This window comes from Streptomyces sp. NPDC024632 (genome assembly GCF_055559175.1).
Genome location: NZ_JBVHLD010000006.1, coordinates 286,460 through 301,722, shown reverse-complemented (window position 1 = coordinate 301,722; position 15,263 = coordinate 286,460). Strand labels below are relative to the sequence as shown.

General features: G+C 72.7%; 10 protein-coding genes. 4 read left to right on the top strand and 6 right to left on the bottom strand.

The window, feature by feature from the left end:
- The first annotated feature begins 80 nt into the window (after positions 1 to 80).
- The 3 genes from ACZ37P_RS15225 to ACZ37P_RS15215 all read left to right on the top strand — a co-directional run bounded on the left by ACZ37P_RS15225 (position 81) and on the right by ACZ37P_RS15215 (position 2,993).
- Complete coding sequence (locus ACZ37P_RS15225) at positions 81 to 212, top strand: hypothetical protein (protein ID WP_355336827.1); 132 nt, start codon at positions 81 to 83, stop codon at positions 210 to 212.
- Positions 213 to 219: 7 nt separating this feature from the next.
- The gene (locus ACZ37P_RS15220) at positions 220 to 1,332 is read left to right on the top strand and encodes a C40 family peptidase (protein WP_467346751.1); all 1,113 of its coding nucleotides are present in this window, start codon (positions 220 to 222) and stop codon (positions 1,330 to 1,332) included.
- 134 nt (positions 1,333 to 1,466) lie between these two features.
- Positions 1,467 to 2,993 (top strand): VWA domain-containing protein, encoded by a 1,527-nt coding sequence (locus tag ACZ37P_RS15215; RefSeq protein WP_467346749.1) that lies wholly within the window; start codon positions 1,467 to 1,469, stop codon positions 2,991 to 2,993.
- A 99-nt stretch (positions 2,994 to 3,092) separates the two neighbouring features.
- Here the strand turns inward: ACZ37P_RS15215 and ACZ37P_RS15210 are convergent, their stop codons facing one another.
- Together ACZ37P_RS15210 and ACZ37P_RS15205 are read right to left on the bottom strand one after the other, a co-directional pair.
- A complete protein-coding gene (locus tag ACZ37P_RS15210) occupies positions 3,093 to 3,887 on the bottom strand; it encodes a hypothetical protein (protein WP_467346748.1) in 795 nt (264 codons plus the stop codon).
- The gene (locus ACZ37P_RS15205) at positions 3,884 to 10,447 is read right to left on the bottom strand and encodes an RHS repeat domain-containing protein (protein WP_467346746.1); all 6,564 of its coding nucleotides are present in this window, start codon (positions 10,445 to 10,447) and stop codon (positions 3,884 to 3,886) included. The genes ACZ37P_RS15210 and ACZ37P_RS15205 overlap by 4 nt, the downstream gene beginning before the upstream one ends.
- Before the next feature lie 757 nt (positions 10,448 to 11,204).
- On the opposite strand from ACZ37P_RS15205, the gene ACZ37P_RS15200 reads away from it, so the two are divergent.
- Positions 11,205 to 11,942, top strand: a complete 738-nt coding sequence (locus ACZ37P_RS15200) for a class I SAM-dependent methyltransferase (protein ID WP_391050461.1) — start codon at positions 11,205 to 11,207, stop codon at positions 11,940 to 11,942.
- Between the two features lie 10 nt (positions 11,943 to 11,952).
- On the opposite strand, the gene ACZ37P_RS15195 is transcribed toward ACZ37P_RS15200, so the two are convergent.
- The 4 genes from ACZ37P_RS15195 to ACZ37P_RS15180 all read right to left on the bottom strand — a co-directional run bounded on the left by ACZ37P_RS15195 (position 11,953) and on the right by ACZ37P_RS15180 (position 15,130).
- Positions 11,953 to 12,594, bottom strand: a complete 642-nt coding sequence (locus tag ACZ37P_RS15195) for a class I SAM-dependent DNA methyltransferase (protein ID WP_391050460.1) — start codon at positions 12,592 to 12,594, stop codon at positions 11,953 to 11,955.
- A gap of 33 nt (positions 12,595 to 12,627) precedes the next feature.
- A complete protein-coding gene (locus tag ACZ37P_RS15190) occupies positions 12,628 to 12,900 on the bottom strand; it encodes a hypothetical protein (protein ID WP_355336820.1) in 273 nt (90 codons plus the stop codon).
- Positions 12,901 to 13,001: 101 nt separating this feature from the next.
- Positions 13,002 to 13,694, bottom strand: coding sequence for a LuxR C-terminal-related transcriptional regulator (locus ACZ37P_RS15185; protein WP_188281968.1), 693 nt, complete (start codon positions 13,692 to 13,694; stop codon positions 13,002 to 13,004).
- Positions 13,691 to 15,130, bottom strand: coding sequence for an ATP-binding protein (locus tag ACZ37P_RS15180; protein ID WP_355336819.1), 1,440 nt, complete (start codon positions 15,128 to 15,130; stop codon positions 13,691 to 13,693). The genes ACZ37P_RS15185 and ACZ37P_RS15180 overlap by 4 nt, the downstream gene beginning before the upstream one ends.
- Between the last annotated feature and the right edge of the window lie 133 nt (positions 15,131 to 15,263).

The following is a 15,263-nucleotide window of genomic DNA, read 5'->3' as shown; positions in this document are numbered from 1 at the left end:
GTCACGGGCCGGTCGAATCGGAGCAGTCCCGGTCTCCTTCCCCTGGCGCACCCCCGGTCAGGTTTAGCGTCGCTCCCCAGGTGACCGATCCCCACAGCCGTCAGGACCGTGGCGGCGCGGTCACCCCCGCCGAAGGTCCGGCGGCGCTCTGCTCCCCCGTGCAGGCGTCGCCGGGCCTCCGCGCGGGCCCGTCGGAGCACTGGAAGGAATGACGGCCGCATGGCCTCCCACAGTCCCGCCTCACACCGCAGAACCTCGGCGGCGCGTACGTCCGCCCGCACGTCGGCGCTCACCGCGACCCGCGCCGCCATCACCGTGGCGCTCGCGTCCGCCGCCTCCGTGAGCCTGCTCGGCGAATCCGCCCTCGCGGACCCGCGGCCGCAGGCACCGGCCTCGCTCAGCGAGGTGAAGGACCAGGTCGACACGCTCTACCGGCAGGCGGAGGCCGCCACCGAGCAGTACAACGGCGCGAAGGAGCAGGCCGATCAGGCCCGCGCCGCGGTCGCCGATCTGCAGAACGAACTGGCCCGCAAGACCGCGCGGCTGAACGCCACCCGCGACACGATCGGCGCCCTCGCGGCGGCGCAGTACCGCACCGGCTCGCTCGACCCCAGCGTGCAGCTCGCGCTCAGCTCCTCGCCCGACACGTATCTGGACCGGGCCGGGATGCTCAACCGCCTCGACTCGCGGACGGCGACCGCGCTCGCGCAGCTCACCGAGGAGCAGCGGGACGTCACCCGTACCCATGACGCGGCCGACGCGAAACTCGACGCGCTCAAGGAGGCGCAGTCCAAGCTGGCCGCGCGCAAGGCGACCGTGCAGGGCAAGCTGCGGGCGGCGCGGGCGCTGCTCGACCGGCTGACGGCCGCCCAGCGCGCGGCCGTCGAAGCCGCCGACACCCCGTCGTCGGGACCGGCCGCCGCGACCCGCGCCAGCGCCCGTACGCCGCTGCCCGGCGACACGACGCCCGTCGCCGCGCCGTCCTCGCGCGCCGCCCAGGCCGTCGCCTTCGCCTACCGCGCGCTCGGCCTGCCGTACGTCTGGGGCTCCACCGGGCCCAACTCGTACGACTGTTCCGGCCTCACCCAGGCCGCCTGGAGGGCCGCGGGCGTCTCGCTCCCGCGCACCACGTACACCCAGATCAACGCGGGCACCCGGGTCTCCGAGTCCCAGCTCCAACCCGGTGACCTGGTCTTCTTCTACTCCGGCATCAGCCACGTGGGCCTCTACATCGGCAACGGCCAGATGATCCACGCCCCGCACCCGGGCGCCCCGGTCCGTATCGCCCCGATCTCCGAGATGCCCTTCGCGGGAGCCACCCGCCCCACCTGACCGAGGCCGCCCGCCCGCTGAGCCCGGCCGTCGGCCCGTCCGCCCCGCCCACCGGTCCGTACGTCAGATGTTGATACGAAATCCGGACAAGCTCTTCTCCTGACGAACCGCCCGACTCCGGGCAGACTTGCCCCATGACGTCTACGCCGCTGAGCAAGGGTGCGAATGTGCCGGTCGCCGTGCCCGCCGTACGGGCCGAACTGGCCTGGGGAGCGGGCGGCGGGCCCGACGCCGACGCGTCGGCGCTGCTGCTGGCGGGCGGCGGGAAGGTGCGGGACGACGCCGACTTCGTCTTCTACAACCAGCCAGGACACGCGTCGGGGGCCGTACGGCACGCGGGGAAGCGGCAGGCGGCCGTGGTCACCGACACCATCGAGGTGGACCTGGCGCGCGTCGAGCCGGGGATCGAGCGGATCATGCTGTGCGCGTCCGCCGACGGCGGCACCTTCGGCGCGATGACCGGCCTCGGGCTGCGGCTGCTGGACGCGGCGTCCGGCGCCGAACTGGCGTACTTCCCGGTCACCGCGACATCCGAGACGGCGCTCGTCGCGGGTGAGCTGTACCGGCGCGGCGACGGCTGGAAATTCCGCGCGATCGGCCAGGGGTACGCCTCGGGCCTCGCGGGGCTCGCCACCGATTTCGGCATCAGCGTGGACGCGGAGGAGGAGGAAGCGGCGCCCGTTCCCGTGACGGCGCCCGCCGCCGCGCCGCCGATGCCCGCCGCGCCCCCGCCGCCCGCGTCCCCGTACGCGGCGCCCTCGCCGTACGGCTCTGCGCCCGCCCAGCCCGCTTCCCCGTACGGCTCTGCGCCCGCCCAGCCCGCTTCCCCGTACGGCTCTGCGTACGGCGCGCAGCCCGCGTCCGGATACGCGTCGGCGCCTGCCCCCGGCTCCGGCGCGCCCTCGCTCGTCAAGGGCGAGGAGCACCTGCCGGTCGACATGCGCAAGCGGCTGTCGCTGCGCAAGGAGCAGGTCGCGGTGAGCCTGCGCAAGCACGGCGCCGACAACGTCCGGGCGCGGGTGATCATCGTGCTGGACGCGTCGGGGTCGATGTCCCACCTGTACTCGCGGCGCGTGGTGCACGACGTGGTGGAGCGGATGGCGGCCGTGGCCGCCGCGCTCGTACCGGACGGCGTCATGCAGGCGTGGACCTTCGCCAGCAACCCGGCGCGGCTGCCCGACCTCGACCTCGGCTCGCTGCCGCAGTGGCTGGAACTGCACGTCCGGGTCGGCGCGATCGGCATCTTCAAGCGCCGCAAGCCGTCTCCGAACGGCCAGGTGGACATGAAGCTGGTCGGCTTCGGCAACGAGGAGCAGAAGGTCATCGCGCAGGTACGGGACTACGTGCGCGGCGAGCCGTCCGCCGCCCCGACCCTCGTGCTCTTCTTCTCCGACGGCGGTGTCTACCGCAACGCGGAGATCGAGCGCGAGCTGCGCGGGGCCGTCGAGGAGCCGCTGTTCTGGCAGTTCGTCGGACTCGGCCAGTCCAACTACGGCGTCCTGGAGCGCTTCGACACCATGACCGGCCGCCGCGTGGACAACGTCGGCTTCTTCGCCGTCGACGACATCGCCAGCCTCTCCGACGCCGAGCTGTACGACCGCCTGCTCACCGAGTTCCCGACCTGGCTGAAGGCCGCGACGGCCGCGGGCATTCTGCGCTGAGCGCCTGCCCGCGGGCATCCTGCGCTGAGCGCCGCGACGGCCGCGGGCATCCTGCGCTGAGCGCGCGCCCGCGGCCGTACGCCTCCACCGGTCGCCGGGTCAGTACCGCCCGGCGACGAGCAGCAGCAGCGCGCCGAGGACGGCCAGCCCGGCCGCCGAGGCGAGCGACGCCAGCCAGGCCCGCGTCCACCGCGGCGCCCGTACGGACCCGTCCCCCGAGGTGCCGGGGCCGCCTCCCGGCTCCGCCCACAGGTAGCCGAAGAAACCGGCCCCCGTCACCGCGCACGCCAGAAGCCACGCGGGGCCGCTCGCGCGCCGGTGCCGGGTCACCGCCAGCGTCCGTACGACCACCAGGAGACCGGCGAGCAGCGCCGCCGCCCGCAGCCACGCCCACGGGGTGAGCAGGACGTAGGCGACGGGCACCAGCAGCGTCAGGCCCCCGGCGCCGTAGGAGCTGTCGAAGCTCCGTACGGCGAGGCCGTCGGCCGCGGGTCCCGCCTGCCGCCTGATGTCCGCGGTGAACTCCCCGACGACACCGTTCCGGCCGCCGGGGAAGGGGTTCGCGGGCCGGTAGGTGTACTGCCGTTCGGTCAGCGGCCCGGCGCTCCAGCGGACGGTGATCCCGTCGGAGCCCTGGTCGTCGACCCGTACCGAGTGGGTCCGCCCGGCCTCGATGTCCCGCGCCAGGGCGCCGGTCGACCCGCCGCCCGGCACGATCCGCAGCAGGACGGTGGCGAACGACAGCACCAGCACGGCGAGCAGCGCCCAGCGGGCGGGCCCCCAGAGCCGGTCGAGCCGGGCGGCGGGCCCGGAGCCGTGACCGCCGGAGCCCGGCCCCCCGGGCTCCCCGCCGTCCGGTGCGGCGGGGAGCGTGGCCTGCGGACCGGTGGTCACTCGACGCTCACCGTGACGGACCAGTAGTACTCCTGGTACACGCTCGCTCCTCCGTAGCCCTGCTTGATGTCCGGGACCCCGAAGTGGAAGGCGGACGCGGTGCCGGTGTCGTTGAACGCGGCGAAGGCCACGGTCATGGAGTGGTCCTTCTTGTTCTGGTTGATCACCTGGTACACGAGGTCGTAGCCGCCGGTGAAGGCTTCGGGGACCTTGGTGCCCACGCGCCCCCTGGTGGCCATGCCGCTGAGGTCCTTGGGCAGGTTCTTCATCTTCTCCCCGAGGTTCTTCCCGTCGACATAGTCGTCCTGGCCTCCGAGCGCGTCAATGTCGGCCCCGAAGTCGGCGTCCGAGACCGCCCTGGCCAGATTCTTGATGATCTGGAGACTGTGGCCGTTGAACGCCAACTGCTTGGTGAGCAGGCTGTTCGCGTCGAAGGGCACATTGGCGCCCTTGCCGCCGAGCCACAGTTGCAGCAGGTCGGTCCAGGTCAGTTGCGGCGAGTTGCCGCCCATCTGGTTGCAGGCGGCCATGGTGCCGGAGGTCACGGACGCGCCGACCTTGCAGGGGTTGGTGTTCCCGGCGAGGGCGAGGACGTAGTCGCGCAGTTCCTTGGCCAGCGCCGCGTGGACGTTCTTCTCGTTCTTGTCGTCCTTCCAGGTGTTCTGCTGGAGCGCGGCGAGCGCGTTCTGGCAGGCCCGGTCGCAGCCGCCGCTGCCACTGCTGTTGCTGTTGCCGTTGCCTTTGCCGCCGCTGTGGGACGGCCGGTTCCCCGGGTCGCGGTCCGGGTGGTAGACCGAGCCCTTGCCGGGCACGCCGTTGTGGCAGCCGGTGATGACACCGGTCATGCACTCGGGAACGCCCTCGCCGGTCGGGTCGGCGAGCCCGGTGGGATTGTCGGCGGCGTAGACGTAGCCGTTGAGGGTCTGCGCCTTGTCGGTCTGGAGCAGCGGGTCGACGCTGATGAAGCGGCCGGTCGACGGGTCATACTCGCGGGCGCCGATGTGGACGAGTCCGGTGCCGGTGTCCGCGGGCTTGCCGAGGAAGGTCTTGTCGTCGGGCCACGCCGTCGCGGGCGCGCTGCCGCGGGCGGCGCCGAACGGGTCGGTGTAGCGCTTGGTGACGGCCTGCGTGCCGGCGTCCACCGCGAGGCTGCTGGTGCCGTGGTTGTCGCCCGCGAGCCAGGTCAGGGTGGTGGCGCCGGACTGGGTGGAGCGCACCGCGATCGCCGGTCCCCCGGCGCCCGCGGTGTACGTGCGGACCGCCCAGGTGGTGGTCTTCCCGGCGCTGACCTTGCTGTGGATCTCGGTGGCGCCCAGGTAGACGACGCTCTCGCCGTCGCCCGCGGACGCCCGGCGGATCAGCAGGTTGTCACCCGCGTCGTAGAGGTAGTCGGTGACCTTGGCGCCCTCGGTGGTCCTGGTCAGGTCGCCCTCGCTGTTCCAGGCCAGCGTCTGCGAAGTGCCGCTCGGGCCGGGCCGCTTGGTGGTGTCGCCCGCCTCGTCGTAGCCGTACGTGGCGGTCGCCCCGGTGCAGCTCGCCGCCGCCGTGACGGTGGTCAGGGCGTGCGGGTGGGCGGAGTCGTTGTAGCAGGACTGGGCGGTGCTGTCGCCGGTCGCGGTGTGCTGGGTCCGGGTGAGCCGCAGCCCCGCCGGGTTGTAGGTCCAGCCGGTGGAGTACGGGGCCGCGCCGCCGGTCGTGGTGCTCGCGCAGTCGGCGTTGGCGGGCGTCCAGGCGCTAGTCATCCGCTGGTAGCCGTCGTAGCCGAAGCACTGCGTGTCGGCCTGCGCGGTGCCGCCCTGCGTGGTCGGGTCGGCGATCTTGGTGACGTTCCCGGCGTCGTCGTAGCTGTAGTTGAGGTCCTGCGTCATGTACGCGTGGGTCTGGTCGGTGACCGAGGAGCGGGTCAGCCGGCTGGTGCCCTCCTCGTAGACGTTGGTGATGTACGCCTTCTTCACCCCGGACGCCGCGGTGGCCAGGGTGAGTTGCTGCGGTTCGCCGAGCGCGGAGTAGGAGGTGTCCTGGAGGTAGCCGCTGGTGCCGGTGGCGGTCTCGATCTGGCCGGTCGGCGTGTAGCCGTAGCTGACCGACTCCTGCGGCAGGCCGCCGACGGCGGGCTCGGTGGTGTGCTGGAGGCTGCCGTCGACGTTGTAGTAGGCGGAGTAGCTGTAACTGGCCTTCGCCGCACCGGACTTCACCAGCGGGTCATTGGCGTCGAGGTCGATCTCGCTGCCGGTGACGTGGTAGGCGTCGTCGTACGCGGTGACCTTCTGGGTGTACGCCTTCCCGGCCAGTCCGCCGTCGTAGCGGGTGGAGGTGTCGAGCTGTCCCGCGGCGGCCGTGTCGTACGTCCACGCGGCGATCTTCGTCGCGTCGGTCCTGGCCGTCTCCCACTCGCCGGTCTTGCGGCCGAGCGTGTCGTAATCGAACAGCAGCGTCTTGTGCGTGGAGCCGGTCGTCGTGGCGATCTGGTCGAGCGCGTTGTACGTGGTCGACGTGGCGCCCATGTCCGGGTCGTTCGCGGAGACCTGACGGCCGAACAGGTCGTAGCCCCAGCTCCACTTGGCGTTGTCGGGGCCGGTGGCGGTGGACTGCTTGCCGTCCCTGGTCAGGCCGTACAGGGTGCTGGTGTGCGCGGGCAGCGGGGCGGCGCCGCCGTAGTCCGCGTCGGCGGGCGAGGCGCCCGAGTAGTCGCGGCGCTCGACGGTGCGGCCGAGCGCGTCGGTGATCACGCGGGAGGCGGTGCCGCCCGGCTGGGCGCTGGTGGCCGTCGAGTCACCGGTGTACGTCGAGGTGACGGTGACGCCCTTCTGCACGCCGTAGACGAGCAGCTTGTCGGAGGTGGTGCGGCCCGCGCCGTCGAAGGTGATCTCGTGCTGGGTGGGCGCGCCGCCGTATTCGGCGCGGGCGTACGTGCCGCTCGGCGTGTGGTCCTGGTCGAAGATCCCGGCGAAGGTCTCGTACGCCAACCCCCGTGAGTCGTAACGGGTGTCGGTGAGGACCCGGCCGCCCAGCGGGCTCGGCGACTGCGTCTGGAGCGGGCGCAGCAGCGCGTCGTCGATCTGGTAGGTGACCCTGCGGACGTTGTTCGGGCCGAGCGTGGAGGTGCTGACGTACGGCGCCGAGCCGCGCTCCATGTGGTAGCCGTAGACGATGCTGGCGCTGTCGCCCGCCGACTTGACGCGGCCCGGCTGCCACACGCCGGTCAGCCGCCCCAGACCGTCGTAGGTCAGCTCGGTCTTCTTGGTGTTGACGTCGTAGGTGGTGGTCGGCAGGCCGCGCAGACCGTCGTAGAAGGTCGTGGTCTTCTGGCTCTTGGCGTTGGTGATCACCGAACGGGTCGGGACGCCCGCGCCGGTCGGGGTGTAGGTGTTGGACGTCGGGTTGCCCGCGCCGTCCTTGGCGAGGGTCATCCGGCCGAGGGTGTCGTAGGCCGAGGTGCCCGTGGTCTGCCAACTACTGGGGTTGCGGTCGCCGTTGGCGTCCGCGCCCGCCGGGTACGCGGCGGCCCGGCCCTTCCACATCGCGTCGCCCTTGGCCGGGCTCTGGTTCGCGGTCCAGGCCGTCGCGGCCGAACTGTCGTAGACGGTCGCGGTGTCGGCGAGCACATCGCCGCGCGTGGTGCTGTTCGCGGGCAGCGACAGCGACGCGTCGGCGGTGCCGCACGGCTGGCCGACCGTACGGACCCTGGAGGTCAGGGAGTTGATGCCCGCGCTGTCGTTGCGGGCGTACCAGGTGCGGGTGCAGGTCTCGTCGCCGCTCTTGGCGGTGTCGCCCGCGTCGTCGACCGTGACCGGCATGCCGTAGGAGTCGTAGGTGCTGGCCGTGGTGCTGGTGCGCCACTTGGCGGGCACGGTCAGATAGGTGTCGGAGTACGTCTTCGCGGTGCGCACGTAGTACGCCTCGACGTCGGCGTACGACTTGTGCTGCGTGGCGGTCCTGACCGACCACGGGTCGTTGACGGTCGCCGAGACGGGCGTGTCCCCGTTGTAGGTGACCTGCTGGCGCTGGAAGCCCGCGTACTGGTCGGAGTCGGTGAGCGCCGCCGTGGTCAGTCCCGGCACGGTCAGCCCCGCCACGGTGACCGTACGGGTGCCGCCCGCCTTCACCTTGTCGCCGTTCATGCCCTGCATGTAGCGGGTGACGGTCCTGAGCCGGTTGCCCGCGCCGGTCCCGGAGTACGAGGTGACCGTGCCGTAGCCGCGGAAGACCGACCAGGTGCGCTCGTCGTCGGGTGTGAACGGGCTGTCGTTGTAGTGCCAGGCCGGGTCGGTGTAGACGTAACTCTGCTCCAGCGCCTCGTTGTTGCCCGCCGGGTCGGAGGTGGTGACGTCCACGACGCGGTACTTGTGGAACCAGTCGAGTCCGGCGTCCTCGGCGCCGTTGATGTGCCAGTACTGCGGATAGCAGTTCATGGTGTCGCTGTCCTCGGCGGCGGGCATGTGCGAGCCGCGCACGCACTCCGGCGTCGACATCGTGACGCTGGTGACCGCGCCGGTCTCCGAGGTGACCGACTGGATGCGGGGCCGGTGCAGCGGCAGGATGTCGTCGGTGGCGTCGACCCGGTTCGCCAGCATCTGGTAGGTGAACGACACCGGGTCCAGCGGGACCGCGGTGCCGGCCTCGCCGGTCCGCTTGATCGAGTCGAGCACCAGCGTCTGGTCGCTGCTGTCGCCGAGGTCACCGGCGTCCAGGTACTTCTCCGCCAGCGCCCAGGTGTCGACGGGCGTGTACGAGGTCCCCGACAGCACCAGGGCCTGCACCGAGGTGAGGCGCTTGCGGGTGAAGAACGACGGCGCCTGGGCGGCGCAGTCGGTGTCGGACGCGCCGGAGGCGCAGATCGCGTCGAAGGGCACGTCGGGCCAGTTGTGCGCGGTGTCCTTGGTCAGCTTCGAGCAGTCCGAGGCGGTGCAGCGCTCGGTGTAGCCGAAGGTCACCTCGTAGGGCGCGGTGGCGCTGAAGAGCGTGTCGGAGCGCTGCCCGTAGAGGATCTTGTCGAGGTGACCGCCGCGCGTGTAGGAGGCGTTGGCGGTCTTCGAGCCGTTCTTCTTGTAGAAGTTGGACTCCGCCGTGTACCAGTACGACTCGGCGTTGCCGTGGGTGTCGACGACGTAGTCGAGGTTCCAGCGCCACGCCTGGTTGTAGGAGCGGTCGGCGAAGGCGCTGCCCTTGGCGTAGCCGGGCTCGCCGGAGTCGTCGCCGAACACCGGGACGGTCCATACGGAGTTGGTGCGCTGCGTGCCCGCGCCGGTGAGCTTGTTGAGGCCGAAGACGTACTGGGTGCCGTCGCCGGTCGTCACCGTCCAGTACTCGCCCGCGCCGTCCACGCTGTCGCCCTCGTCGCCGTTGTCGGCGCCCGTGGAGTGGGTGACGGTGGAGGCGTCGTCGTCGGCCAGCCGCCACTTCCCCGTGGTGTCGTCCTTGACCAGCTCCGTGGACTTGCCGTTCAGGACGACCGAGGCGTTGTCGAACTTCCAGCACTGGTCGAAGACCTCGGCGTGCCCGTCCTTGTCGCAACCGCCGTACTGGCGCTCGACGTAGGAGTCGGCGGAGACGGTGAAGCCCTCACCGACCTGCGAGCCCTGGTTGTTGGTCGATGCGGTGCGGCCGTCGATGCTGCCGGAGTCGTAGGTGAGCGTCACCGCGGGCACCGGGCCCGCGACGGACGGGGCGACCTCCATCGGGTACGACCAGTCGAAGGAGCCGGAGGAGGTGCCCGCCGACCACTTGGAGGACGCCGACAGGGGGGTGGCGCCGTAGTCGCCGCTGCCCTTGGCGGACTCGCCGCTGTCGGCGGTGACGGCGAAGGCGCTCAGGGTGCCGGCGTCGGTACCGGCCGTGGCGGGGGCGTCGTCGGTGGCGTCAGCACCGGCGTCACCACTGGCACCGGCACCGGCATCGGCGCTGACGTCGGCCGAAATCGTCTGCCGGGCAAGGTCGTTGACGGACGAAGGGACCGGGGTCCGGGTCCTGCACCGCGCCTTCTGCGGGGTGGTCAGGGCGCACGCCGGGAGCCGCACCAGGCGCAGGCGGCCGGACCAGTCGCCGCCGTAGGCGGAGGCGAAGGAGGAGTAGTCGACGGAGACGTGGACGCGTGCGCCGGCCGGGCCGGTGTGCGCGGCGGAGGCCGAACTCGCGTCGCGCGCCCGCGGTTTGACGGCGAGCAGCACACCTCGTACGCCTGCCGCGTCCGTCGCGGCCCGGTCCAGGACGGTGACCTCGGAGGTGCCGGACGCGGCGCTCTTGAGGGTGCTGCCCTTGGGCCAGGTCGTGTGCTGCTCGGCGAGCGCGCGCCGCGCGCTCCGGTCGTCGGCCGCCTTGCCCGCCGCGGCCTTCGCGCGGGCCTGCTGCGCGCCGAGGCCCGCGGTGTGCACCGTGCCGTTGCGCGGCGCGGGCAGATCGGGGCGGCCCAGCGGCCCCGGCGCGGCGTGCGCGAGCGGGCTCAGCCCGACCGGCACGGTCAGCGCGGCGGCGAGCGCCACGACGAACAGCTTGGCGCGCCTGCCCGGCAGGTACGCGCGGGCGCGTGCCCGCCGCCCGCGGCCGGCGAATCCCGATCTCACGATGACAACCCCCTGGTGAATGACGGCCGCGGACCGGAGCACCGCGGCACGAGCAGTCCCGACACCGGCCGCGGACGGACATCCCGCCCCGCGGCCGTACAACCCCACGAACGATCACCACGCGCCCGGCCGGGCCGGTCCGTCCCGCCCCGCCCGGCGGCCGTCACCCGCCGACGGCCGCGTCGGCCCGTTCCCGACGCGCCGCCGCCCCGGCCGTGTCGCCGCCGCCGGAGGAGAGGGCCGTTCGCGAGGCGACGGCCCCGGGCGGGGCGGAAGCCGTGGACGCTTTTGTATTCGCGCGGGAATCCGGACGGGCGGAATCCGGACGGGCGGAATCCGGACGGGCGGAATCCGTATAGCCGGAATCCGGAGCGGCGGAATCCGGACGACCGGAATCCGTAGGTGACGTCGGCAGGGGCGGCACTCCCGGAATGGCTCCCGTCGTCGGCGGTACGGCGGCGCTCACACGCACCGCACCCGCCGCGCGCGGCCTCAACCGCCCCTCGCGCACGCCGAACAGCCCCGCTCCACCCCGAGCCATTTCCCCCACCCCACGCTCAGCGATACCTACAGCCGCGTATCGAATCACCGGTCGCCGGGTGGTGACTACGAACCCCCGTGTTCGTAAGGATTGGCGTGGAACGGCGAGGCCGGCCGAATAGCGGAGCGCGCCGGAAAGGCATACGTGCCGGGGGCACCTTCCCGGCGGCCGGAATAACCGGTTGGCCGCGGACGGCCGCGCCTCAATACTGTCCCGGTGTTCACCGACGACGACGATGCCGTGCTCTACGACCTGCTCAATCAGTGGGACCCCGAGCGGTCACCCGGCGACCGGTTCTACACCGACCTGGTCATGGCCGCCGACTCCGTTCTCGACGTGGGCTGCGGCACCGGCATGACGCTGCATCACGCGCGGGCGCTGGGCCACCGCGGCCGTCTGGTCGGCCTCGACCCGCACCCCCCGTCCCTGCGCCGGGCCCGGCGCCGTACCGACATCGAGTGGCTCGACGGCCGCGCCGCCGACGCCCCGCCCGGCGCCGGTTTCGACCTGGCGATCATGACCGGGCACGCCTTCCAGTGCCTGCTCACCGACGACGACATCCGCGACTCGCTCGCCGCCGTCCGCGCCGCCCTGCGCCCCGGCGGCCGTTTCGTCTTCGAGACCCGCCACCCCCAGGCCCGCGCCTGGCTGTCCTGGACCCCCGGTCACCCCGTCACGACCACCCACCCCACCGCCGGTCCGCTCCGCGTCTGGCACACCGTCGACTCCGTCACCCCCGACCTCGTCACCTTCACCACCACCACCGCCGCCCCGGACGGCACCCCCCTCCACACCGACCGCTCCACCCTCCGCTTCCTCTCCGAGCCCGCCCTCGACGCCTTCCTCACCGCCGCGGGCTTCCGCACCGAGTCCCGCTACGGCGACTGGCCCCGCACCCCGGTCACCCCGGTCACCCCGGCCAGCCGCGAGATCATCACCGTCGCCCTGGCCTGACCCCCGCCCTTCAGACGGGCCTGGCCGCCAACAGGTAGCCCTGGGGCTGGCGTTCGTCCGGGGCCGGAGCGCGGGTCGTGGTGGCGGTGACGGTGAGGCCGGCGGATTCGGCGAGGGCGGTGATACGGGCGGGGGGATGCCAGTAGACGTCGAGGGAGATGGGGTGGCCGTAGCCGTGGGAGAGGTGGTGGCGGGTGTCACCGATCTTGTAGGCCACGGCGAGCGGGGCACCGGGGGCCAGGACGCGGTGGAATTCGGCGAAGACGCGCGGCAGCAGGCGCGGGGGCAGGTGGATGATCGAGTACCAGGCGACGAGGCCGCCGAGGGAGCCGTCCGGGAGGTCCAGGTCGGTCATCGAGCCGACGTCGAAGCGCAGTCGGGGCAGATCGCGGCGGGCCACGGCGACCATCTCGGGCGAGAGGTCGACGCCGAAGACGTCGAGTCCCAGCTCCGCCAGATACCCGGTGATCCGTCCGGGGCCGCACCCGATGTCCGCCACCGGCCGTCCCCGCTGGGCCAGTTCGGCGAACGCCCCCAGCGTCGCGCGGTCCAGGACGCCGGCCGCCAGCGCGTCCCGCAGCAGGTCGGCGTAGCTGTCGGCGACGGTGTCGTAGGCCGCGCGGATGTCCGTCAGGTCGGTGGATTCCGTCATGCGGGCGACCGTATCGCCGCCCTCTGACACCGCTTATCCGACGCTGCCGTCCGTCAGCGACCTGCGGTCACCGCCCGGCGGACCGCCGCGGCGACGGCGGGCGCGTCGTTCCAGGGAGGTCAGGACGGCGGCCAGGAAGGCCAGCGGGATCACCAGGCCGAAGAGCGTCCACCAGGCGGCGGTACGGTCGTCGGCCCGGCCCTGGTAAGGGGTGTCGGACGCGCTGGCGACGAAGGCGACGACGTCCAGCACCCCGGCCAGCAGCAGCAGCGCCCACACGAGGACCAGGCACGCCAGCCACAGCACACGCCCGGGCGTGACGCGTCGCTCGCGGCCAGGCTCTCCTGCGGGCTCGCGGCCAGGTTCGCGTACGGGCTCTCCTGCGGGCTCCGGCATGCGCGCCCGGCTCAGACCAGGCGCCGTGCCGTCGCCCACCGCGTGAGCTCATGGCGGTTGGAGAGCTGGAGCTTGCGCAGGACGGCCGAGACATGGGACTCGACGGTCTTGACCGAGATGAAGAGCTGCTTGGCGATCTCCTTGTACGCGTAGCCGCGCGCGATCAGGCGCAGGACCTCGCGCTCGCGCTGGGTGAGCCGGTCCAGGTCCTCGTCGACCGGCGGGGCGTCGGTGGACGCGAAGGCGTCCAGGACGAAACCGGCCAGCCGCGGGGAGAAGACGGCGTCGCCGTCGCGCACGCGGAAGATCGAGTTGATCAGGTCGGGCCCGGTGATGGTCTTGGTGACATAACCGCGCGCGCCGCCCCGGATGACACCGATGACGTCGTCGGCCGCGTCGGAGACCGAAAGGGCCAGGAAACGCACCGGGTTGTCGGGGTCGGCGGCCAACGGGGCGCAGCGGCGCAGGACTTCGACACCGCCGCCGCCGGGCAGGTGCACGTCGAGGAGGACGACCTCGGGCCGGGTCGCGGTGACGACACTGACCGCCTGGTCGACGTCGGCGGCCTCGCCGACGACCTCGACACCGGTCTCCTCGGTGGCGCCGATCTCCGCCTGGACCCCGGTACGGAACATCCGGTGGTCGTCGACGAGCACCACCCGTACCCGCCGCTCCCCCGCCAAAGGCGCACTCGGTGTGCTCATGCCGCCACCCTCTCCATCTCCAGTTCGACTTCCGTACCGCCGCCGGGTGCGGCCCGCAGCCGGGCCTCGCCGCCGTTGCGCTGCATCCGGCCGATGATCGACTCGCGGACGCCCATGCGGTCGTCCGGCACCTGGTCGAGGTCGAATCCGGGGCCGTGGTCGCGCACGGAGACGAACACCTTGACGCCCTCCACCTCCGCGTAGACCTGAACGGGTCCGCTGCCACCGTACTTGGCCGCGTTCACCATCGCCTCCCGCGCGGCCTGCATCTGCGCCGCCAGCTTCTCGTCCAGCGGGCAGTCGCCGACGCAGACGACCTCGACCGGGACGCCGTGCGCGTCCTCGACCTCGGCGGCGGCGGCGCGTACGCCCTCGGCGACCGTCGTCGGCTCGTCGTCGCGCCCGGTGCCCTCGGGGCGGTAGAGCCAGGCGCGCAGCTCGCGTTCCTGGGCGCGGGCCAGCCGGTTGACCTCGCGGGGTTCGTCGGCGTGCCGCTGGATGAGGGTCAGGGTGTGCAGGACCGAGTCGTGGACGTGGGCGGCGACTTCGGCGCGCTCCTGGGCGCGGATGCGCATCAGCCGCTCCGCCGACAGGTCCTGTGTCATACGGACCAGGTAGGGGCCCGCGATCAGGGCGACGCCGACGAGGACGGCGAGCGCGGCCTGGAGGATGCCGCCGAGGTGGCTGCCGGAGCCGCGCACCACGATGAAGCCGGTGACGCCCGCGACGACCAGGGCGACACCGGCCGCCGCGCGGGCCAGCGGCCAGAACCGCTTGCCGTGGCTCATCTCGACCCAGCGGGCCTTGCGGGCGTTGTCGGCCTGCCGCCAGACCAGCGCGACACCGAGGCCGATGACCAGCAGCGGCCACACGGCGCGGTTGGCGGCGCCGAGGTTGAGGTTGTCGATGAGGATGCCCGCGCCGACGGCTAGCGCGATCAGGGCCATGATCTGGCCCTTGTCGGGCCGCTTGCCCGCCAGCCATGAGCGGGCGTCGCGCGGCTCCTTGGCCATGGCGACACCGCCGACGCCGAGCGGTACGAAGAACCAGAAGACGGCGTAGAGGAGCACGCCGATGCCGTTGAAGCAGGCGAGCAGCACGAACAGGCCGCGTACCCACAGCACGGGCAGGCCGAAGTGCCCGGCCAGGCCGCGCGCGACGCCGCCGACCATCCGCCCCTCGGAGCTGCGGTAGAGCTTGCGCACCCCGGAATCCCCCGGCTCGTGCGAGGACAGGGGCGAGGAGAGGAAGGACGCCCCGCTGGGACCGCCGGGACCGCGCGGAGCACCGGGCCCGCCGAGACCGGGACCACCGGAGCCGCCCAGGCCGGGACCACCGGGACCGGGGCCGCCCGGCACGCCGGGTCCGCCGGACCCGCCCGGCATACGGGACGCTCCGGGCATGCCGGACGCTCCGGCCGGGCTGCTCGCTGACATACCCCGATCGTCACACGTCCGGGCCGCCCGGGGCATCAGGGTTGTCCCCCCAGGGGAAGGGCAGGGTACGGATCAGGGACGTACCAGGGTCGGGGCCGATGCCGGCCGCCCCCGTGAACCGTCACCATGGTCG

Excerpts from the sequence above, each read along its gene's own strand:
- ACZ37P_RS15220 (WP_467346751.1), top strand. The coding sequence starts at position 220 with ATGGCCTCCCACAGTCCCGCCTCACACCGCAGAACCTCGGCGGCGCGT.
- ACZ37P_RS15215 (WP_467346749.1), top strand. The coding sequence starts at position 1,467 with ATGACGTCTACGCCGCTGAGCAAGGGTGCGAATGTGCCGGTCGCCGTG.
- ACZ37P_RS15195 (WP_391050460.1), bottom strand. The coding sequence starts at position 12,594 with ATGACGGAATCCACCGACCTGACGGACATCCGCGCGGCCTACGACACC.
- ACZ37P_RS15185 (WP_188281968.1), bottom strand. The coding sequence starts at position 13,694 with ATGAGCACACCGAGTGCGCCTTTGGCGGGGGAGCGGCGGGTACGGGTG.
- ACZ37P_RS15180 (WP_355336819.1), bottom strand. The coding sequence starts at position 15,130 with ATGTCAGCGAGCAGCCCGGCCGGAGCGTCCGGCATGCCCGGAGCGTCC.